A 21,813-nucleotide genomic window follows, 5' to 3' on the forward strand; every position below is an offset into this window, starting at 1 on the left:
GCTCTGCTCTGCTCTGCTCTGCTCTGCTCTGCTCTGCTCTGCTCTGCTCTGCTCTGGATTATATCTCATCAAATCCTCCTTGCAATATTTTAATTAAATTAATTTATTTTAATAATACACTAATTTATTTGTTGTTAAAATAGAAGAATAGTGATTAGATCATAAAAATTAAGCACAAAAAAAACAATAAGCAATAAAATTAATTATACTTATTGTTTTTTTATTTTTAATAATTTTATTGATTATTAATCAAATTTTCAGCTTGCATAAATTCTGCTAAATCGGCTAGTGCTCGTTCACTAATTGCTTCATAGCGTTCCTTTTTATCTCGAATCCGAACCTCTAAAGGCTTAATAATTCCAAAATTCACATTCATCGGTTGAAAATGCTTGGCAGCTGTTGTGGTGATATAATGCGGTAAGGCACCAATCGCTGTTGTTTCAGGAAAGATAATTGGCGTTTCTTCATTAAACAGTCGAACTGCATTTAAAGCGGCAACTAAACCGCTAGCAGCACTTTCAACATAACCCTCAACACCTGTCATTTGACCTGCAAAAAATAAATCAGGACGTTTTTTCGTTTGAAAGGTCGGCTCTAAAAGCTCCGGTGAATTCATAAAGCTATTGCGATGCATCACACCATAGCGCACGAATTCGGCATTTTCTAAACCGGGAATCATCCGAAAGACACGCTTTTGTTCAGGCCACTTAAGATGCGTTTGAAAGCCAACAATATTAAATAATGAGCCAGCAGCATTATCCTGTCTTAGCTGAACAACTGCATAAGGGCGCTTATCCGTTTTTGGACCCTCAAGACCAACAGGCTTCATTGGTCCAAAGAGCATTGTTTTAATACCTCGACTTGCCATCACTTCTATTGGCATACACCCTTCAAAATATTTTTCCTTTTCAAAGGCATGCATCGGAGCAACCTCAGCATTAACTAACTCCTTGTGAAAGGCCTCAAATTCCTCTTGATTCATTGGTGCATTGAGATACGCTGCCTCACCCTTATCATAACGTGATTTCAGGTATACCTTATCACGATCAATCGTTTCAACGTCGACAATCGGCGCTGCGGCATCGTAGAAATAAAAATTTTCCAGCCCATTAAACTCACGAATTTTTTCCGCAAGGGCTTCACTCGTTAATGGACCTGAAGCAACTATCGTGATACCCTCTGGAATCTCAGTCACCTCATCGTTAATCACTTCAATATTGGGATGTGTTTTAACGCGTTCTGTTACTAAACGGGCAAAGCCTTCACGATCGACTGCAAGGGCACCGCCTGCAGGGACAGCCGTATCATCGGCCGAACGAATAATCACTGAATCCAAACGACGCATTTCTTCCTTTAAAAGACCGACCGCATTCGTTAAACTATTACCACGTAATGAATTTGAACAGACTAGCTCTGCAAAATCATTCGTTTTATGCTGTGGTGTTGCCTTAACACCACGCATTTCATATAGTTTCACCTTGATACCACGCTTAGCAATCTGCCATGCAGCCTCACTGCCAGCTAATCCAGCACCAATAACATTAATATACTTTTCCATAATTCCTCCAAAACAAAGGGATTGGTTAACCTATCTTATTTTTGAACTGCTTCTTCATAGTCGTTGTTTGGACAAATAATTTGCTTGCCACCACCGCGAACTTTTTTCTCAACCAAATAATGATTACATTTTGGACAATCACGACCAATTGGTTTGTCCCAAGAGGTAAACTCGCAATCTGGATACCTTGAGCAGCCGTAAAAAATGCGATTTTTCTTCGATTTTCTTTCAATCACTTGTCCTTCATGACAAGTCGGGCAGACCACGCCAATTTCCTTAACGATTGGTTTCGTATTTCGACATTCAGGAAAATTAGAGCATGCGTAAAATTTACCATATTTACCAAGCTTAATTACCATTGGATGGCCACAAAGCTCACAATCAAAGCCTGCTGGCTCATCTTTAATTTGAATTTTTTCAATATGCTCTTCAGCATAGGTCAATTCCTTTGCAAATGGCTGATAGAAGGTGTCAACTACCTTTACCCATTCCTGCTTACCTGCTTCAACCTCATCTAAATTATTTTCCATACTTGCCGTAAAGTCAGCATTAACAATTCCAGGGAAAAATTCAACAACAAGCTGATTGACAATCTCACCAAGCTCTGTTGGCTCAAAGCGTTTCGCTGCTAGTTTGACATAATAGCGACGCTGAATGGTTTCCAAGGTTGGTGCGTAAGTAGAAGGTCTGCCGACCCCAATTTCCTCAAGTGTTTTAATTAACGTAGCTTCTGAATAGCGTGCAGGCGGCTGGGTGAAATGTTGATTTTGCTCCAAGGTTGTACTCTGAACCGTTTCATCAACTTTTAACTCAGGCAAAAGCTTATTCTTATCCGCATCATTATAAACTGCTTGGTAACCTTGAAATTTAACTTTGGATCCGTTGGCAATGAAAAGAACGCCATTTTGTTCTAGCTTCACCTTCATTGTATCCATTACTGCGGCTGTCATTTGACTTGCGACAAAACGATTCCAAATTAATGTATAAAGCTTTAACTGACTGGCATCTAAAAATTGTGCCATTTTTTCAGGTGTCCGATTAACACTAGAAGGACGCACTGCTTCATGGGCATCCTGCGCCCCACTACTGTTTTTTATTTTTGATGAACCGTGCTTAGCGTATTCTTTACCAAATTTTTGTTCGATAAAATCTGCCGCCTCTGCCTTCGCTGTATCACTAATTCTGACCGAATCTGTACGCATATAAGTAATTAACCCGACAGTTCCCTCTTTTCCAAGGGAAATGCCCTCATACAATTGTTGAGCGACCATCATTGTTTTTCGAGTTCTGAAATTTAATTTATTGGCAGCATCCTGCTGGAGACTACTGGTCGTATAGGGTGTTGGCGCATTTTTCTTACGCTCTTTCTCAATCACTTCGGTTATCAAAAAATCCTTCGATTTAATTCGTTGCATAACCGATTGAACGGCTTCGTGATTTTCCAGCTTAGTTTTTTTACCATCGACACCATAAAAAGCAGCCTTAAATTGCTTCGCACCCTTTTTAAAATTACCATCAATTGACCAATACTCCTCAGGAATAAATGCTTGAATTTCCTTTTCTCGATCAATAATTAGTTTGGTTGCTAGCGATTGAACACGACCAGCTGATAAGCCCTTTTTAATTTTTCGCCATAGGATTGGTGAAATCGAATAGCCAACTAAGCGGTCCAAAATACGTCTTGCCTGCTGAGCATCAACTAAATCCAGGTCAATTGTCCTAGGATGCTTAAAAGCATCTTTAACCGCATCTTTAGTGATTTCATTAAAGACCACCCGATTTTGAGCTGTCAAGTCCAAATCAAGAATGTGTGATAAATGCCAAGCAATTGCCTCTCCTTCACGGTCCGGGTCACTTGCGAGAAAAACTTGCTTTGCTTTTTTGGCTTCCTTCTTTAAATCCTTAATTAACGGGCCTTTACCACGAATATTAATGTAATGCGGCTCGTAGTTATTTTCAACATCAATCCCCATTTTAGATTTCGGCAAGTCACGAATATGACCAACACTCGCAACAACCTTATAATTTCTGCCTAAATATTTTTCAATTGTCTTTGCTTTTGCAGGTGATTCTACAATCACCAAATTCTTTTTTACTGCCATCAACTAACCTCGATTATTTAATCATTTATTTATCATCTATCATTATTTTTATTTATTTACCTAACTTTTATAATTTAAAGTTGCTAATAATTTAAAATATACATATTATACATATTATATAGTAGAAACTTTTAAATCGCCTATAATAGTATGAAAAAGAAATGAGCTTGTCAAGGAAAAAGTTAAAAACAGGCTTGAATATATAAAACGCTTAAGCTTTATTGATATTTTTATTAATGAATTAAGCTTTACTTTAATAGAATTCATCCAATACATCTTGAATATTTTCAGTACATTTCGCACCAAGCTGAATCAGCTGATGGCAGCCTGACGACTGACCACTAATAATATCTCCTGGCACAGCAAACACTTCGCGTCCAAATTCTAGAGCACACTGACAAGTAATTAGGGAGCCACTGCGAGCCTTGGCCTCAATCACAATTACACCTCTAACAAGACCTGCAATAATCCGATTTCTTGCTGGAAAATGATGTCGTAATGGTGGTGTACCATTAATATATTCTGAAAGCAATAAATGCTTTTCAGCCAAATATTTTTGTAGCTTTTTATTTTCGGCAGGATAAAAAATATCAAGCCCGCTACCGATTACCCCGATTGTTGAGTGGTTGAACTTTATGGCCGATAAATGAGCAGCTGTATCAATTCCTCTTGCTAAGCCTGAGACAATCGTTAGCTTGACCATCGGCTCAACTAATTTTTCAACACTTCTTTTACCGGTAATCGATGCTGTTCTGGCACCGACAATAGCAATCATCTGTGTCGCTAGTAGTTTAATATTACCTTGGTAAAATAAAACAATTGGTGGATTGGAAATCTCTTTTAACCAATCTGGATAAGCACTATCAAAAATAGTTAGCATCTGATGCTGCTTAAAATTTTGATTGACAATCTTTAAATCCAACGACTGATAGCTGTCAATAAATTCAAATCTCGTTTTTTTTAAACCAGCCATTCTGGCATATTCCAATGCCGTATAATGTTGTTTTCTATATTTTTGATGATTGATTATAATATTATTTAAGCCTCTATTATCAAGACCATGACATGATTTTAATTTAAATAATTCAAAATGATTCATAAATACCTCCGTTATTCATTACTACGCAAAAAAAGCCTGAAAAATCAATTCAGACTAAACATTTTTGGTAGTAGATTTAATTGGTTCAAAGCTTTGACGATGAATCGGCAATACACCGTATTTTTTAATTGCTTCCAAATGTGCTTTTGTCCCATAACCTGCATTATGCTCAAAACCGTATTGAGGATACTCTTCAGCATAGTCAGCCATGATTTGATCTCGTGTTACCTTAGCGATAATACTGGCAGCTCCAATACTAGCAGAATTGGCATCACCTTTAATGATACTCTTTTGCGGTCTTTCAATATCAAGCGTCATTGCATCGATTAATAAATAATCTGGTGTAGGGTTCAGCTGTTTGACTGCTTCCATCATTGCTAGCTTTGTTGCCTCATAAATGTTCACTCGATCAATCAGCTCTGGTGAAACGATGCCGATACCAATTGCTATTGCCTGACTTTTAACTGCTTGATAGATTTTTTGATGCTGCGCCTTCGGAATCTTTTTGCTATCATTTAAGCCAATAATTTTAGCGTTTTGCGGTAGAATCACTGCCGCAGCTACTACTGGCCCTGCCAAAGGCCCTCTGCCAACCTCATCAATCCCTGCAATTTTAGTGAAGCCGTGCTGATAAAGCTCTTGCTCATAGCGTAGCAGCCATTCTAAACGCTGCTGCTCCACTTCAATTGCCTTAATTTGCTTCAATCGCTGCTGGACTATTTTTTGAACGCCCTTTCTAGCATCATTTTGCAGCTTAATTAAATAGTCATCCGCCGGATTGGTAATCATTGCCAGCTTACTTTGAATAGCCTTAATCGTTTCCATTGTCATTTGTCATTTGCTCCACATCATCTAGTGTATAACGTCCTAGCTTGCCATCACGCAGCTCTTTGATAAATAACTGGTAAAAGCGATCATAATCATCTTTAAAGCCTAATTTTTGCGAGAGCTTCATAATTAATTCAGCAGAGGAATCATCTAAATCAGTTGTTTCTAGCTTAAAACGATTTAATAAAACGGTCGGATAATGCTTTTTGAAATAATCCAAAACAAAGATAACCACTTCATCAAAGTGCAGTAAATCATCTTTAATGGCGCCCGTTGCCGCAAGCTTTAAGCCGACTAGCTCATCATCAAATTTTGGCCATAAAATCCCCGGTGTATCTAAAAGCTCTAAATCGGCATTCAAGCGAATCCATTGCTGTCCCTTAGTCACACCCGGTTTATTTCCCACAACAGCCGTTTTTTTACCTGATATTCGATTCATTAATGTTGATTTTCCGGCATTTGGAATGCCGATAATCATTGCACGTAACGCTCTTGGCTGAATGCCACGCGCTTGATCACGTTCAATTTTTTCCTTAAGTAAGCCTTGGGTTGCTTGCACCACTTTTTTGACAGTCTGCTGTTCTTTTGAATTAATTTCTAGCGCTTTAAGCCCTTCTGTCGAAAAATAATCACGCCATGCCTTAACCTTTTCAGGATCCGCTAAATCAATTTTATTTAGCAATAATAATCTCGGTTTTTGATTAATAATTTTATCCAGCATCGGATTCCGACTGGAAACGGGAATCCTTGCATCTGCTAACTCAAAAATAACATCGACATATTTTAAATTTTCCTGCACCTGTCGTCTCGCCTTATTCATATGCCCAGGAAACCATTGGATTGTACTCATCTTTTCTAAACTCCTTTATAATCAAGGCTTTTTGAGCCTTGAAATGTAATCTCTTCCATTTTTTTTTGAAAATTAGACAGAATTACATTTATTATTTATTTTTATACCGCTATAAGCCTACGGCTTATATTATATCAATTATAACAAAAATAAAGGCTTAAATTTCTTTTGCATATACAAAAATCTCCCAAAGTTAGATTTTAAGATCTAACTTTGGGAGATCACTGCAAAACACTTGTTTTTTAATTTTTTACAGCTGATTATATCGCTCAACAATATAATCAGCTGTAAAGCCATACTCTTCAAAGACTTTCTCAGCTGGTGCACTTGCGCCCCAAATATCAACAGTTATGGTATCGCCATCAAGACCAACGTACTTAGCCCAGCCATAGCTTGTGCCGGCTTCGATTGCCAAACGCTTAGTCACTTCTTTTGGTAAAACACCTTCCTTGTACTCAGCGGCTTGTGCTTCAAATAAATCAAAGCTTGGTAATGAAATCACACGGACATGCTTGCCCTGTTGTTCTAAGGCAATCTGTGCATCAAGCGCTAGCTTAACCTCACTTCCAGTCGCAATTAAGATACCATCCAAGGTACCGTCTGCTTCTGAAATAATATAACCACCCTTTGCGACATTTTGACGCGCATTTTCTAGCGTCTCCTTAAGGACAGGTAAGTTTTGACGAGTCAAGATAAGCGCTGTTGGCTTGTCGGTCGTTTGAAGCGCTAATTCCCAAGCTGCTACCACCTCATTGCCATCTGCTGGTCGAAGCACCTGTAGATTTGGCATGGAACGTAAGCTTGCTAATTGTTCAACTGGCTCATGCGTTGGTCCGTCCTCACCGACCGCAATCGAGTCATGGGTAAAGACATAGGTCACTGGCAGGCTTTGAATTGCTGCCATCCGAATCGCTGGTAAAAGGTAGTTTGAAAAGACGAAGAATGTGCCGCCGTAAACCTTCGTGCCACCATGCAGAGCAATCCCATTCATCGTCGCACCCATCGCAAATTCACGCACACCAAACCAAATATTGCGGCCAGCGTAATTGTCCGCTTGGAAGTCCGTTTCTGCTGAGACCATCGTATTATTAGATGCTGAGAGGTCGGCTGAGCCACCCCAGAATTCTGGTAGCTGCGCTGAAATCGCTTGAATCGTCTCTTTAGAGGTCACTCGACTGGCTGCTGAGGTTCCGACCTCGTAGACTGGTAAATCTGAAAGCTCAGCCTTTTCTGCTGAAAAAGCCTTCAAATATTGCGCTGCTAATTCTGGATAAGCTGCCTGATATTCTGTAAATAAAGCCTGCCAGTCCGCTTCTGCTTGTTCGCCACGTGCGTTTAAGGTTTCTGAAAAGCGTGTTGACACTTCATCAGGCACGCTAAAGGCTGGATAATCCCACCCGTAGCTTGCTTTAGCGAAAGTAACACCCGCGTCACCTAAAGGCGCACCATGAACAGCCGAGGTCCCTTGATTTTCTGCGCCAAAGCCAATCACTGTTTTGACCTCAATTAGCGTTGGGCGTTCGGTTTCAGCCTTCGCCGCATTAATTGCCGCTTCGATTGCTGCTAAATCATTACCATCTTTAACAAGAATATGTTGCCAGCCATATGCTTCAAAGCGCGCACCGACGTCTTCAGTAAAGGCCTTAGAGGTTGGTCCGTCCAATGAAATATCGTTCGAATCATAGAATAAAATCAGCTTGCCTAGCTTTAAATGACCTGCTAATGAAGCCGCCTCCTGTGACACACCTTCCATCAAATCGCCATCACCATTCAAAGCGTAGGTATAGTGATCAACGATTGGAAATTCCGGTTGATTATAGGTCGCAGCTAAATGTGCTTCGGCCATTGCCATCCCGACAGCATTGGCAATCCCTTGACCCAACGGTCCTGTCGTTGCCTCGACGCCATCAGTGTGATTGACCTCTGGATGACCGGGTGTCTTTGAGCCCCATTGACGAAATTGCTTTAAATCGTCAATTGATAAATCGTAACCACCAAGATGTAATAAGCTGTAAAGCAAGGCTGAGCCATGCCCTGCCGATAAGACAAAGCGATCACGATTCGTCCAGCTATGGCTGGTTTTGGCATTAACCTTCAAATGGCGTGACCATAGCACATAAGCCATTGGCGCTGCCCCCATTGGTAAGCCGGGGTGACCTGAGTTAGCCTGTTGAATCATATCCATACTTAAGGTACGGATGGTATTTATTGCGAGTTGGTCTGTTGTGTCGAACACGATACGCTCCTTTAAAATAATTGATAATTATTAATAGCTATTACGATAAATACTTCTCTACATCTTTATTCCACAAGCCAGCCGGCACATCAAAAATTTTATCTAGCTTGAGTGCTAATTCTGGCGATATTCCAATTTCACCAGCAAGCATCGCTTGAAGGGTTGACTCACTGATAGCCAGCCTTTCAGCCAACTCAGAGCTGTTTAAATCACTTAGCTTTAAAAATTTGGCAAGCATCTCACCCTGCTTCAGATTTGAATTCATCAATTTACTCACCTTCCAAATATTTATACATTAAATATGTATACCTGATGTATAAAACTAGCTCAAAATAATGTCATGTAGCCATTGATTCAATAATTCAAACCACTTAGCCGCCTGAATCGGTGATTTTGAATCACTGACTCGTAAGGTTTCCTTAGTCGCCAAGCTCAGCCCATGGTCACCTTCAGTAAAAATATGCAATTCAAATGGAATTTTAAGCTGAGCTAATGCTTGACCTAAAAGCAAGCTGTTTTGAACTGAAACCAGTTGATCCTCAAATGTATGCCAAATAAAAGTTTTTGGCATACATTTGGTCACTAATTTTTCAATCGAGAACATTTCTATATTGCTATTTGCACCATTTCCTAATAATCTTAAAAAGGAAGCCTCATGCCTAAATGCTGTTTCAGTCGTAATAACTGGATAGCATAAAAATAGAGCATTTGGTTTAATATCATCTAATTTGTAAAATGGTGCCCATTGCTGTTCGTTTTGCCAAGTTGCTGCTAAATAACCTGCCAAATGACCACCTGCTGAAAAGCCACCAATAATGATCTGTTCAGGATTGATATCATAATCTGAGGCGTTTTCTCTGATTAGTTTAATTGCTGAGGCTAATTCAAATAATGCTGTCGGAAACTTGTGAGGACAGACATTATAATTTAAAACAAACACCTGATAGCCTTTTGCTAGGAATTGCAACGCAACTGGCTCTCCCTCTCTTTTTGAAATGCGCTTATAGCCACCACCCGGACACAAAATGATTGCTGGTCGCATTTTCATATCTAAGCCGTAATCAATGAGGTAGCTTGTCAAATAAGCATTTGATGAATAAGGTGTTTTAAGTTCAATTCGATTCACTCTCATCTCAATCTCCTCGGATTAAAGAGATAATTCGGCTTAAAATTCAAAAACAAGTACAACCTGTACTTTGGCGAAATGCATCAAAGTAAATCAATGCAAGCATAGCTTATTATTTAAAATTTTGAATAAGCCAATTTATCTCCTTTTACTTTTTTGAAGCTTAAGCAAGCTGCTTATTAATAAAGGACAAAACCTCGTCAGAGCTTCGACTAGTATCAAGTCGGTTAAAAAATTCTGGATTTTCAATTAATTTCATTAACTCAGCGATTGCGCCTAAGTGCTGCTTTCGATCAATTGCTGATAAGGTAAATAAATATTTTATTTCCTTATCACCAATCCAAACCGATTGCCTTAGAGCAGTTATTGTAAGACCAATTTTGTTGGCGCCATCCTCTGGAGAGGCATGAGGTAGAGCAACCTTATCCATGATAATCATAAATGGCCCCTCATTTTTAACCATTTGGATTATTTTATCAATATAACTTCGTTCAATCGCATGACTCATTAGCAAAGGTGCTGCCGAAATATAGATTGCTTCCTTCCAGCCTCTCACCATAACATCAAGTTGAATATTTTCAGGAGGCAATATATCTCTTAATTTAATCATCGCTTGTTTTTCGCTAATCCAATTTTCATTTTGAAATGTAATTTTACGAGCAGACTGATTATTGAAGAATATATCAATCTTATTTAATAGTTTTTCCTTATTCATAACCTCGGTATTTTCCTCAATAATTTTGAAAAGCTTCGATACATCAAAAACTTGCTGATAAGACGAATTATATTGACTATATACCTCTTGAATTAAAGCATACCTTTCTTGTGTAGACATAATTGGACTAACAACAAAAATTGGTTTTTTTAGTGTATAAAGCTGGATATTTGGAACTGTTGTAAATATCATATCGTAAGGCTGTAAAAATTCTGGCACTGACTTTGTATCAATTGGACCCAAGATTATAAATTCTGAAAAAATATTTTTGATTTCATTATAAATAATTGAGGAATTGCCTACACCGTTAGGACAAACAATCAATGCCACTTTTCGTTGCACAGGATATTCTTCATATTCCTGAATTAGTGAAGCAAAATGAATTGTTAAAAATGAAGCTTCTTCATTTGGTATCGGAAAATCCATCAAATCGGTGATTGGCTTTAGCGTTTCTTTAACAATAAAAAATAGATCTGAGTATTCCTTTAAAATTTTATCATGGAGCAGGTTAATGATTGGAAAATGAAAAATAAGTCGATAATAGGCCGGTCGAAAATGACTGTATAGCTGTTTAATTACAGGCTTCTGATTTTTAAATCGGATACCAGATAGCAATTCAAATCTCTGCACAATGCGTTCAACCAGCCCCATAATAATGACATAATCTGGAGAATGATTAGAGCTGTCGCCAATTGAAATTCCTAAAATCCACGCACAAAGATAGTAAGTAGCAATTTCACTATCAATATTGAAATCTGCCAAAAGCTCCTTAGAAAAATGATATTCTTTTAAATGATTTAAGCTTGAAAAATGATTCATATTATTTTGAAATTCTGTATCATACTGCCAATTATTTTGGATTCTGGGTAATATCAAAAGTAAGCTGTAAACAAACTCATTTAAACGATTTTCCACTAGATTTATTTGATATTTATTCATTAAAACTTTTAAAGTCATTTCAAGCTGCTTTTTATCTTGAATTGCTTCGTTTTCAATAAAAAAATTATAAAAAAATGCTTGGGGCGATTTCGAAAAATCATTAATAATCATTTTCATTAATTGATATCTGATTTCTACCTCTTTACCAACGATAAAATAACCCTGCTTACGATTATAATTAATTTTAATCTGTTTATTGGCCAAACTCGCCTCAACTTTTTTAATATCATTCATAAAGGTAGTTTTACTAATTTGCAATGCATCTAAAAAATGATCCATCGATAAATATTCATCTGAACGATAAATTAATAGTAAAAAAATATACTTTTCCCGTTCTTTCGAGCTCATTTCATAGGAGACAAATAATGATTCGCTTAAAAAGAGATTGACCCAGAATTTACGACTCTCTAGGGGCAATTTGACTAGCCGATCATTTACTGTAATTATCGGAAGATGTTCTCCAGCATGCAGCTCGTTGACCTTTTCAATGGAATACTCAATTTGATTTTTAGCTAATTTTGTAATGGCCATGAGCTGCTCTAGTTCAATAGCTGGTTTAGAGATTAGAATTTCCATGATGATTCTTGAACGTTCATCAAGCATTTTTCCCCCTCACTTCAAAGATATATCTATTTAACATTTTTTTTAATTTGTGCTCGAAGCGCCTTGGCATTAGCTCCGATTTCTGTTTTCGTACCTTTAGTTAAAAGTGTACCAATACCAATACAATCTACTCCAGCATTAAGCCAATCAGGTAAATTTTCAATGGTCGCACCACCAGAAGATAAGACCAGAAGATCTGGTAAGGGTGTTTTAATAACTTTAACCAGTTGGCTGCCATAAAAATTGGATATTGGAAAAGCTTTGACAAATTCAGCACCACTTTCTAAGGCCGTTACAATTTCGGTAACTGAAGTACACCCCGGTATATAAGGAATCAAATATCGATTACACAGCTTGGCAACCTCTAGACTGAAGCTTGGTGAAATAATAAATTGTGCACCATTCAAAATCGCATGCCTCGCAGTTTCAGAATCTAAGACAGTCCCCGCACCAATTAAAATCTCATCGCCATAATAGGTTGATAATTGGTTAATTATAGTGCCTGCATTGAGATTAGTATAGCTTATCTCTAAACAAGTAACTTCTCCTTCTAAGCAACCATCAACAATCTCTCTTGCACGTTCAAAAGTTGCTACTCTAACAATGGCCATTAACTTTTCATCTACGATTCGTGCAATAATCTCTCTTTTTTTCATTATTCTGCCTCACTCCTTAAAACTGTTCAACTTTTCGATAGCTTTCAATTACGTTTGCTATTTCTTGCAATTCAGTCTTATCTTCTAGCGGCAAGACAGGATGTCTCGCATCACCGACAGGATAATTGATTAATTTTAAAGTATATTTTAATATTGAGGGCACCGTTGCAAACTTGAGAATGCGTCTAAATTCATTGATACTTTCTTGATAAGCTCGTGCTTCATCAAGTCGGTTTTCGAGATATAAATTATAAATATTGGTATCCGTTTTTGTTAATACATTAGAAGTGGCTGCAACTGCGCCTTTCGCACCTACAAGCAAGGCGTCCAAAATTAAAGAATCAGAACCAACAAGCACTGTAAAATCCAGCGCCTGAGTTACCTTAACGTAAGATTTAATATTTTCAATATCACCACTACTATCCTTAATACCGATAATTTTTGGATGCTTAGCTAATTGTGCAACCTGATCAGCTGACAAGCTACAGCCAGTATTTTGTGGAATATTATATAAAATAATTGGCAGCTCAGCTGAATCAGCAATTTCTTCATAATGTGCGACCAGCTCTGCATGGCTCAAATGAATTAAATATGGCGTAATAATCGAAACAGCATCAACACCAATCTCAGCCATTTGATGATTTAAGCGGCATACCTCTTCCGTAGCAATGCCACCTGTTCCAGCAAAAACAGGTACCCTTTTAGCAACTTGTGAAACAACAATTTTCGTAAACTCAGTTTTTTCATCATCGGTTAAGGCATAAAATTCACCATTGGTACCTAAGATAAATAAACCCGAAACACCAGCATTAATCAATTTATTAACTAATCTTTTAGTTGATTCTTTATCAATTTTACCGTTCTCGTCAATGGGTGTCACCATTGCAGTTATAATTCCTTTTAACGTGAATGTCAATTTAGCTACCTCCTCAGCTTTAATCCTGAATTAACTTTTCAACAGCTTTTCCAAGCGCGCCACCGGGATGCCATAAATAATAATCTTCAAAAGTAATATTTGCGGCTTCCTGAAGTAAAATGGACAAGCATTGTAAAATTAAAATTTCTACTACTATCGATAAACGGGGTGGTTTATTTAATTGGTCCCCCTCTTGATTAACACCAGCATAAATAAAAACGTCTGTCTGCTGAGCTAACCAAGAATTGACACCACCACTGATACTAATTGTTTGAATACCAATTTTTTTGAGGGCTTGAATTGTATTTTTCAATTCCTCAGTTTCACCACTGTTTGATATTGCAATGACGACATCATTCTTTTGAACTTGACCAGCTGAGCCATGAACAGCCTCAGTTGCATCAAGCGCATAAGCTGGTGTTCCTGTAGACGAATAAAGAGCGGCAGCATATTCAGCAACGTGACTTGGTTTACCAATACCAGTAATATGAACCCGACCTCCTCTTAATTTAGCCTCTGTTATAATCTTTTGAGCCTGCTCCAGAGCTGCCTTATCAATTTTTGAAACAAACTCAGTCACTTCTTGAGAAGTGATCTCAATATATTTATCTAATGCAGCATTTTCTGACATTTTACTTCTCCTTGTTTTTCTTTTTTTATCTAGGAATAATGATACGGCTAAGCTTAAATGCTCAACCATACCATTTACCTAATTGCTATCTCTATAAGCCAATCAATTTTAAAGCATTATGTAATAAAATGCCAACGGTATTATAATCAATATTTGGGAATGTAGAGCCTGAAATACCAAGTGAACCATATAATGGATAAAGCACTGTAGGTAGGAAGGCTAGTAATAGACCAATCACAAACGAACCAGCAACAGCACCTCTCCAACCACCAGTAGAGTTACCAAAGACACCTGCAGTTCCGCCGGAAAAGAAGCATATATGCGCAGCAGGAATGATTACAACTGGAAATTTAAAGGTCACCATCAACAAAACACCAAGCAGACCAGCAGTATAAGACGTAACAAAGCCAACAATTACAGCAGTCGGTGCAAATGGGAAGACAGTCGGTACATCCAGTGCAGGTCTTGAATTTGGAATAAACTTCTCAGAGATTGACACAAAGGCAGTCGTAATTTCAGATAAGAACATTCGAACACCAGTCATTAGGATTGACATCCCCGCAGTAAAGGTAAAGGCTTGAACAAATGGAAAAACAAGCCAATGTTGTGTACCAGCTAGCTCTTGAGTTACTACCTTGCCCGCCTTTAAGGCAGAAAGATAAAATAGAAATAGCATAACAACAGCAACACCCATTAAAAAGTCACGGAAAAATGATAGCCATTTTGGGAAATTAATCTGTTCAGTCGTTTTATCTTTGTGCTTGCTAAAAAGTAGCCCAATAGCACCTGACAATGCATAACCGAACATATTGAAATGACCAATCGCCGTGTCATCACTACCCGTAATTCGTCGCATAAATGGCTGACAAAGCTGTGGTAGAGCTGCTGAGCAAAAGCCTAAGATTGTACCACCAACTAAAATTGCTGGAATATCAGCAACATGATGTGCTTTAAGAATAAGTGATAAAACACAAGCGAAGAATAAGCTATGTCCAGTCGTAAAAAATATATTTTTAAACGGCGTAATTCTTGCAAAAACCAAATTCATTAAAAAGCCTAAAATCAATGTACAACTGGTAACAAAGGCATATTGACTTTGTGCCAGCGCAGTCGCTGCTTCAGGAGAAGCAACTACACCAACGATATTAAAGCCTTTTTGAAAAAGCGTATTAAAATTTTGTAAGGCACCGGTCATCAGGGCACCACCTGCGCTAAATACTAAAAAACCAATAACTGTTTTAAAGGTACCAGTCAATACCTCTGTCATATCTTTTTTTTGAGCTAATAAACCAACCATTGAAACAACACCTAACAAAACTGCTGGTGTACTTAAAAAACTAATCACAAAATCCATTTTGTTTTTCCTTTCGCAGTAAATTAAAGTATTTCTTCTAGCTTTTGTTTAATTTCATTTTTGTCAACAATATTACTAATTCCAATAATTGTTTGAGGTAAATTTTTCGTCTTTAATTCATCAGCAACATCGATTAAAGTAATAATCAAATCGCCAGAAAAGCCTGGAACAGCATCCAAAGAAGCATGTTCAACCTCAATTGGATAATTATTTTCACGAATAACCTCATTTACTTTTATTTTTAACATTAAACTAGAACCAACACCTGCTCGGCAGGCAATAAGTGCTTTATGCATAATTACATCTCCTTTTCATATTTCTCGAGAAATGATAACATTTCTTCTGCGCTTTGAGCTTCTTCAATTAAATTTAAAAACCTTTCGTTACTTAATAACGCCGCAAGCTCTGCTAAAACCGTGATATGCGAATCATTGTCTGGTGCACTTAATGGGAATATATATTTGACTGGATCATTACTGACGTGTCCTGAAATGACTGGCGATTTTAAACGTGTGAAACCAATCGCCAATTTTTTTGCACCATTTTCACTGGGTGCATGGGGCAGACAGATATGCTTTGTAATAACAATGTATGGTCCAGTGCTTTCATATATTTTCAATATTTCATTTTCATATGCTTTAGTGATTGCGCCATCTAAAAGTAATGGTTCTACAGAAATTTTAATCGCATCCTTAAAATTTGATGCTTCTTTATCCAATTGAATATAATTTTTTTTCATTAGTTGACTCAACAAGTGTACTCACCTCATTTTATAAGTTAGTAAGAATTCTCGAGATTCTGTCCTATGAATTCAATTTAACTGATAGCGCTTACAAAAACAATAACGATTCCGTGCTATTTTTTTTTATAATTTATAAAAAATTGGACTGGTAAGAATCAATTGAATAAATTACTTCAATCAATATTACTTTATAGCTGCTGGCCGACAGCTCCGCAAAAGCGCTCTATACTGCTAAGAAAATAATTGAAATCTTTGATAAACTAGATTCCTTTTCTTATTCATTAAACACATTTTTATAACAAACGATACCGATAAATACTTGATTAATGCTTCGTGCTATCTAAAAATTAAATATCAAAAGCGCTTTTATTATGTAACCAGTCTAAAAATCTGGTCTGAATTATCAGCTAAATGACAAAAATAATACTAACTTTATAATAAAAAAAACTTCTCCTAACTAGGAGAAGTCTTTAATCTGACAAAATTTTAAAGGCTAATTGCCCCGTCTTGCTTGTCGCTCAGCACGTCTCGCTGCACGCCTTGCTTCTGCTTCGGGATCAACTACTCTTTCTTTTCTTATTTTCTTTTCTGGCTCAGCTTGCACTTCAGCTTTGACTTGTGCATCAGCTTTTGGTTGTGCTTCCTTCGCCCAGCGCTTTTGAATTTTTTCAATATCACCAGAGAGTGTTGCATAATTGATAAAACGACGTTTAGCATCTGAAATTGTTTTATGATACATTGCTTCAGCCGTATCTGGATGAATTCGCTCTAAACCATTAAAGCGTACTTGCTTTGCGAAAAAGTCACGCATAGCCGAAAAATCTGGTCGCTTGAAATCCAATGTCATTGCTGACTTACCTGATGCCAATAATGCTGGATTATAACGATAAAGCGACCAAAAGCCTGAGGAGACAGCATCCTTGGCTTCTTGAAGTGTTTTACTCATACCACCTTTAAGCCCATGTGAAATACAAGGTGTATAAGCAATAATCAATGAAGGACCAGGGTATTTTTCAGCCTCTTCAAAGGCTTTAATCGTTTGCATGGCATTGGCGCCACTAGCGATTTGGGCGACGTAAACATTACCATACGTCATTGCCATCATGCCTAAATCTTTTTTAGCAGCGAATTTACCACCCGCTGCAAATTTTGCAACCGCAGCCGCTGGTGTTGCTTTAGAAACTTGACCACCTGTATTGGCATAAACCTCATTATCCATAACCAAAATATTAACATCTGCACCACTAGCAATCACATGATCAATCCCGCCGTAGCCAATATCATATGCCCAGCCATCGCCCCCAATAATCCACTGAGAAGGCTTAACAAATTGATCACGTCGTTGATAGATTACCTTTAGCGCATCTGAAAACTCTTGTTCCTCAGCCAACGCTGCTTTTAATTTCTCTGCACGCTGTCTAGTGCCTTCGCTTTCATCCTTATGCTGCAGCCAATCCTCTAACAATAAGGCTAATTCTGTTGATACCGTTTCACTATCAATTACTTTTTTAACTAACTTACCTAATTCATTCCGCTTTTGCTGGGTTGCAATATGCATCCCATAACCAAATTCTGCATTATCCTCAAATAAAGAATTACTCCAGGCTGGACCTTGACCGAAATCATTGGTTGTATATGGTGTTACAGGCGAAGAACCACCATAAATCGACGAACAGCCTGTTGCATTGGCCATTAGCATTCGATCACCAAACATTTGTGTTAATTGTTTAATGTAAGGTGTTTCACCACAACCAGCACAAGCACCTGAAAATTCAATTAATGGTTTATTAAACTGATAGTGTAAAAGACTGCCAGGCTTTGCAGGATTTTCTTTTTGACGTAATGTCATTGCAAATGCCCAATTAATTGCCTGATCCTTCATTGCATCATAAGGCTTCATCTCAAGCGCTTTACCCTTAGCTGGACATGCTTCAACACAAAGCCCACAGCCTGTACAGTCCTCTACTGAAACCTGAATCCGATATTTAACACCATCAGCACCGCGCATTTCGCGGACAATATAGCCTTCTGGTGCTTCAGTCATTTCTTCATCATCTGCTAAGAAGGGTCGAATGGCTGCATGCGGACAAACAAAAGCACATTCATTACATTGCGTACAACGATCCGCATTCCATTCAGGAACTTGTAAGGCGATTCCGCGTTTTTCAAAAGCCGTTGTGCCGGTTGGCATATCTCCTGTTTGCATACCATTATCAATCAAATCACCAACTGATAGATGATCACCTGCTTGCGAATTAATCGTATTAACAATTTTAAAAACATACTTTTGCTTGGCAGTTTTACTACCCACCTGTACTGATTCTTTGATGGGAGCTTGGGCTGAAAGCCATGAACCAGGTATCTCAACACGATGTAATGCCGTAATACTGGAATCAATTGCCTTAATATTCGCTTCAACAATCGCCATTGATTTTTTGGCATAGCTATCATGCGCATCCTGCTTCAATAGTTCAATCACCTCATCAAACGGCATGATATTGGCTAGTTTAAAGAAGCCAACTTGCATTGCAGTATTGATACGACGACCAAGTCCTGCTTCCTCTGCAATTTTTATTGCATTAAGCGTATAAAATTGAATATTATTTTCAGCGATATAACGTTTAATTTTAGAGGGTAGATGACGATCTAGCTGCTCATCATCCCAAAGTGTATTTAATAAGAAGATACCACCGGGCTTTAACCCTTTTAAAACGTCGTATTGATGCACATAATTAGCTGCATGAACAGCAACAAAGTCAGCATGCTGAATAAGATAGGTTGACTTAATCGGCTCGTTACCAAAGCGTAAATGTGAAACGGTCAAGCCACCTGATTTCTTGGAATCATAAGAAAAATAGCCCTGAACGTTTTGATTAGTATGATCACCAATAATTTTGATTGCTGATTTATTAGCACCAACCGTTCCATCTGAACCAAAGCCCCAAAATTTTGCTTGAAAAATTGCTGAGTCGGTAAAATCAAGACTTTCACCTTCTGCCAATGATAAATTAGTTACTTCATCTTTGATACCAATTGTAAAGCGTTCTTTTGGGTTATTTTTCCTTAATTCATCAAATACAGCAACAATCTGGGTTGGTGTGACATCCTTACTGCCTAAACCATATCGACCACCAATAATCAGTGGATGGCTGCCAGAACGATAAATCACACTTTGCACATCTAATAATAACGGCTCGCCATCACTCCCCGGCTCTTTCGTACGGTCTAAAACAGCAATACTTTCTACTGTTGCTGGCAATTTCTCCAAAAAATTATCAACAGGAAATGGACGATACAGGTGAATATTTAAAAAACCAACTTTTCGACCTTTGGCATTCAAATAATCTACTGTTTGTTCAAGTGTTTGCCCAACACTACCAATGGCAACGATGATTTCGGTTGCATCCTCAGCGCCATAGTAATTAACCAAGTCATAATTTGTACCTCTTAATTGATTAATCTTTGACATGTATTTTTGAACAATTGCTGGAACCTTTTGATAGTAGCTATTGACTGTTTCACGCTGTTGAAAATAGATATCCGGATTCTGTGCCTGACCTGAAGCAGTTGGATGCTCAGGATTCATTGCACGATTTCTAAATTCTGCTAATTTTTCTTGATTCATCATTGGCTTTAAATCTTGGTAATCAATCACTTCAATTTTTTGTAATTCATGAGAAGTTCTAAAGCCATCAAATGAATTGATGAAAGGTAAGCTTGCCTCAATCGACGCCAAATGCGCAACTGGTGCTAAATCCATTACTTCCTGCACGCTGCTTTCAAAGAGCATACAAAAGCCTGTCGAACGTGTACTCATCACATCGCTATGATCGCCAAAAATATTTAGAGAAGCTGCAGCAATTGCACGTGAAGCAACATGAAAAACGGTCGGTAAAAGCTCGCCTGCAATTTTATACATATTAGGTACCATTAAAAGTAAGCCTTGTGAAGCAGTATAGGTCGTCGTTAAACTACCTGATTTCAACATACCATGAACTGTCCCAGCTGCACCCGCTTCAGATTGCATTTCAACAACCTCTAATGTATTGTCAAATACGTTTAGCTTACCCTGTGCTTGCCATTCATCGACATGCTCTGCCATTGTTGAACTAGGTGTAATTGGATAAATTGCTGCCAATTCACTAAGTCCATATGAAATATAGGCGGCGGCCTGATTACCGTCCATCGTTTTTTTCATTGTGTTCTCCTCTATCGTGCACTGCTAAATAATTATATTATAACTAAATTCTATATGCTTATTAATAAAAAAAGATGCTGACTCAGCAATTATACTGCCTTTTTTTCTAAAAATAAATACTTGTGAAAAAATGTTAATCCAAATTTCTAAATTAAAAGATTGACACAATTCATATTAATTATACCGCAAATCATTAGAAAATCCTATGATTACAAGATTTATTTAATGATTCAAAATAGAAAATTTATAAATAATTTAAGTCAAGAGCTTCACAAACAATCAAATCATAATCAAGTTTAGCTATTATTATTTGGTAAGTTTGGCGAGAGTTGATCGATACCACTATCAAGCGTATTTTTAAAAAAGGTTGCAACCTGATTCATAACTTCTGGGAATAGCTTACAGGAGGCTGTAATTAAAATACCACCAATAACAATAATCCCAATCGTCCACCATAAACAAAAAAGGGGTATAAAGTGAAAATAAATCAATTTAAAAAAGCATTAATATCAATGATTTTAGCGATTTTAACTATAAATTAAATATAAAAAAATATAAGAAAAGGGTATTCAAAGGGTATTCAAAAAGACTAGAATAATCTAGTCTTTTTTGTATATCTCAATATACTCAATTTCTTCAATTTCATAAGGTTTATTGTCTATAAATACCTTACCTTCATCAAATCCATTAACAGAACCTATTATGTATTCCTGTTGATTCCAGCCTAAATCTATTTCACCTACTTGAGCAAGGACAACCTTATTATGAGAAAAAGCAAAATATAGTAAATCCATTATATCTCTCGTTTCCATCGGTTCATATCGATAAACAACGTGATTGTCCTTTTCTTCCATTTGCTTAAGCATTGTAGTCTGTTCAGATAAATACATACCTTGCCACTTCATCATTCCCCTATCATGATAATCACGAATTAAAGGATCGCTTGCAATTTCTCTGATGTGTTCTTCATGAGATTTCATATAATCAGCCTTTCTATTTCAATATTATTGAAATGACTACAACAAAATTATAACTTGAAATCTTAAAAATGCAAGCAAAAAATGATTTTTAATTTCAGCCTTTTAAATTTGATTCACGCTCTGAAATAAGCTGCTTTAATTCTTCGAGATCGTCTAATTCTGCTTGATTGCGAATAAAAGACCTTGCTCTTGAACGATTACTTAAATATTTTGCGCGCTCTTTATTATTCTGCTGCCACCTTTTGTTAGCTTCAGTTTGAGGATTCCTATCTGTCATTTA

At 37.4% G+C, this 21,813-nt stretch carries 18 protein-coding genes; all 18 read right to left on the bottom strand.

Translation table 11 applies throughout. The features are described from left to right. Positions 1-235: 235 nt before the first annotated feature. The 18 genes from trmFO to HOY35_RS13545 all read right to left on the bottom strand — a co-directional run bounded on the left by trmFO (position 236) and on the right by HOY35_RS13545 (position 21,810). Positions 236-1,561 (bottom strand): methylenetetrahydrofolate--tRNA-(uracil(54)-C(5))-methyltransferase (FADH(2)-oxidizing) TrmFO, encoded by a 1,326-nt coding sequence (gene trmFO / locus HOY35_RS12620; RefSeq protein ID WP_172211006.1) that lies wholly within the window; start codon positions 1,559-1,561, stop codon positions 236-238. Positions 1,562-1,593: 32 nt separating this feature from the next. Then, positions 1,594-3,660 carry a type I DNA topoisomerase gene (topA, locus tag HOY35_RS12625; RefSeq protein WP_172210571.1) on the bottom strand — a complete coding sequence of 689 codons (2,067 nt, stop codon included), beginning with the start codon at positions 3,658-3,660 and terminating at the stop codon, positions 1,594-1,596. A 253-nt stretch (positions 3,661-3,913) separates the two neighbouring features. Continuing rightward, a complete protein-coding gene (gene dprA, locus HOY35_RS12630) occupies positions 3,914-4,759 on the bottom strand; it encodes a DNA-processing protein DprA (protein ID WP_172210570.1) in 846 nt (281 codons plus the stop codon). A gap of 54 nt (positions 4,760-4,813) precedes the next feature. Further along, positions 4,814-5,584: a ribonuclease HII gene (locus HOY35_RS12635; protein WP_172211004.1), complete on the bottom strand. Its 771-nt coding sequence runs from the start codon at positions 5,582-5,584 to the stop codon at positions 4,814-4,816. Beyond that, the gene (gene ylqF, locus HOY35_RS12640; RefSeq protein WP_172210569.1) at positions 5,571-6,437 is read right to left on the bottom strand and encodes a ribosome biogenesis GTPase YlqF; all 867 of its coding nucleotides are present in this window, start codon (positions 6,435-6,437) and stop codon (positions 5,571-5,573) included. The genes HOY35_RS12635 and ylqF overlap by 14 nt, the downstream gene beginning before the upstream one ends. Before the next feature lie 250 nt (positions 6,438-6,687). After that, on the bottom strand, positions 6,688-8,676 hold the full coding sequence (gene tkt, locus HOY35_RS12645) for a transketolase (RefSeq protein WP_172211002.1): 1,989 nt from the start codon (positions 8,674-8,676) through the stop codon (positions 6,688-6,690). Between the two features lie 37 nt (positions 8,677-8,713). Then, positions 8,714-8,938 (bottom strand): helix-turn-helix domain-containing protein, encoded by a 225-nt coding sequence (locus HOY35_RS12650; RefSeq protein WP_172210568.1) that lies wholly within the window; start codon positions 8,936-8,938, stop codon positions 8,714-8,716. 57 nt (positions 8,939-8,995) lie between these two features. Then, on the bottom strand, positions 8,996-9,805 hold the full coding sequence (locus HOY35_RS12655; protein ID WP_172210567.1) for an alpha/beta hydrolase: 810 nt from the start codon (positions 9,803-9,805) through the stop codon (positions 8,996-8,998). 157 nt (positions 9,806-9,962) lie between these two features. Beyond that, positions 9,963-12,056 (bottom strand): BglG family transcription antiterminator, encoded by a 2,094-nt coding sequence (locus tag HOY35_RS12660; protein WP_172210566.1) that lies wholly within the window; start codon positions 12,054-12,056, stop codon positions 9,963-9,965. A 26-nt stretch (positions 12,057-12,082) separates the two neighbouring features. Beyond that, positions 12,083-12,712 carry a ketohydroxyglutarate aldolase gene (locus HOY35_RS12665; protein ID WP_172210565.1) on the bottom strand — a complete coding sequence of 210 codons (630 nt, stop codon included), beginning with the start codon at positions 12,710-12,712 and terminating at the stop codon, positions 12,083-12,085. A gap of 16 nt (positions 12,713-12,728) precedes the next feature. Beyond that, complete coding sequence (gene dapA / locus HOY35_RS12670; RefSeq protein WP_283770038.1) at positions 12,729-13,628, bottom strand: 4-hydroxy-tetrahydrodipicolinate synthase; 900 nt, start codon at positions 13,626-13,628, stop codon at positions 12,729-12,731. A gap of 19 nt (positions 13,629-13,647) precedes the next feature. Beyond that, entirely contained in the window at positions 13,648-14,259 is a 612-nt protein-coding gene (locus HOY35_RS12675) for an SIS domain-containing protein (protein ID WP_172210564.1), read from the bottom strand. 91 nt (positions 14,260-14,350) lie between these two features. Further along, positions 14,351-15,613: a PTS ascorbate transporter subunit IIC gene (locus HOY35_RS12680; protein ID WP_172210563.1), complete on the bottom strand. Its 1,263-nt coding sequence runs from the start codon at positions 15,611-15,613 to the stop codon at positions 14,351-14,353. 23 nt (positions 15,614-15,636) lie between these two features. After that, positions 15,637-15,909 carry a PTS sugar transporter subunit IIB gene (locus tag HOY35_RS12685; RefSeq protein WP_172210562.1) on the bottom strand — a complete coding sequence of 91 codons (273 nt, stop codon included), beginning with the start codon at positions 15,907-15,909 and terminating at the stop codon, positions 15,637-15,639. A 2-nt stretch (positions 15,910-15,911) separates the two neighbouring features. Then, positions 15,912-16,367, bottom strand: a complete 456-nt coding sequence (locus HOY35_RS12690; RefSeq protein WP_172210561.1) for a PTS sugar transporter subunit IIA — start codon at positions 16,365-16,367, stop codon at positions 15,912-15,914. 481 nt (positions 16,368-16,848) lie between these two features. Beyond that, positions 16,849-20,541, bottom strand: a complete 3,693-nt coding sequence (gene nifJ / locus HOY35_RS12695; protein ID WP_172210998.1) for a pyruvate:ferredoxin (flavodoxin) oxidoreductase — start codon at positions 20,539-20,541, stop codon at positions 16,849-16,851. Between the two features lie 611 nt (positions 20,542-21,152). After that, positions 21,153-21,533, bottom strand: coding sequence for a hypothetical protein (locus tag HOY35_RS12700; RefSeq protein WP_172210560.1), 381 nt, complete (start codon positions 21,531-21,533; stop codon positions 21,153-21,155). A gap of 94 nt (positions 21,534-21,627) precedes the next feature. Beyond that, positions 21,628-21,810 (bottom strand): hypothetical protein, encoded by a 183-nt coding sequence (locus HOY35_RS13545; protein WP_172210559.1) that lies wholly within the window; start codon positions 21,808-21,810, stop codon positions 21,628-21,630. Positions 21,811-21,813: the final 3 nt, after the last annotated feature.

Origin of the sequence: Enterococcus sp. MMGLQ5-1 (genome assembly GCF_013155265.1) — a bacterium.
GTDB lineage: Bacteria > Bacillota > Bacilli > Lactobacillales > Streptococcaceae > MMGLQ5-1.

Coding starts and splice junctions, on each gene's coding strand:
- topA (WP_172210571.1), bottom strand. CDS start 3,660: ATGGCAGTAAAAAAGAATTTGGTGATTGTAGAATCACCTGCAAAAGCA.
- dprA (WP_172210570.1), bottom strand. CDS start 4,759: ATGAATCATTTTGAATTATTTAAATTAAAATCATGTCATGGTCTTGAT.
- HOY35_RS12635 (WP_172211004.1), bottom strand. CDS start 5,584: ATGGAAACGATTAAGGCTATTCAAAGTAAGCTGGCAATGATTACCAAT.
- ylqF (WP_172210569.1), bottom strand. CDS start 6,437: ATGAGTACAATCCAATGGTTTCCTGGGCATATGAATAAGGCGAGACGA.
- HOY35_RS12650 (WP_172210568.1), bottom strand. CDS start 8,938: ATGAATTCAAATCTGAAGCAGGGTGAGATGCTTGCCAAATTTTTAAAG.
- HOY35_RS12655 (WP_172210567.1), bottom strand. CDS start 9,805: ATGAGAGTGAATCGAATTGAACTTAAAACACCTTATTCATCAAATGCT.
- HOY35_RS12660 (WP_172210566.1), bottom strand. CDS start 12,056: ATGCTTGATGAACGTTCAAGAATCATCATGGAAATTCTAATCTCTAAA.
- HOY35_RS12665 (WP_172210565.1), bottom strand. CDS start 12,712: ATGAAAAAAAGAGAGATTATTGCACGAATCGTAGATGAAAAGTTAATG.
- HOY35_RS12675 (WP_172210564.1), bottom strand. CDS start 14,259: ATGTCAGAAAATGCTGCATTAGATAAATATATTGAGATCACTTCTCAA.
- HOY35_RS12680 (WP_172210563.1), bottom strand. CDS start 15,613: ATGGATTTTGTGATTAGTTTTTTAAGTACACCAGCAGTTTTGTTAGGT.
- HOY35_RS12685 (WP_172210562.1), bottom strand. CDS start 15,909: ATGCATAAAGCACTTATTGCCTGCCGAGCAGGTGTTGGTTCTAGTTTA.
- nifJ (WP_172210998.1), bottom strand. CDS start 20,541: ATGGACGGTAATCAGGCCGCCGCCTATATTTCATATGGACTTAGTGAA.
- HOY35_RS12700 (WP_172210560.1), bottom strand. CDS start 21,533: ATGAAATCTCATGAAGAACACATCAGAGAAATTGCAAGCGATCCTTTA.
- HOY35_RS13545 (WP_172210559.1), bottom strand. CDS start 21,810: ATGACAGATAGGAATCCTCAAACTGAAGCTAACAAAAGGTGGCAGCAG.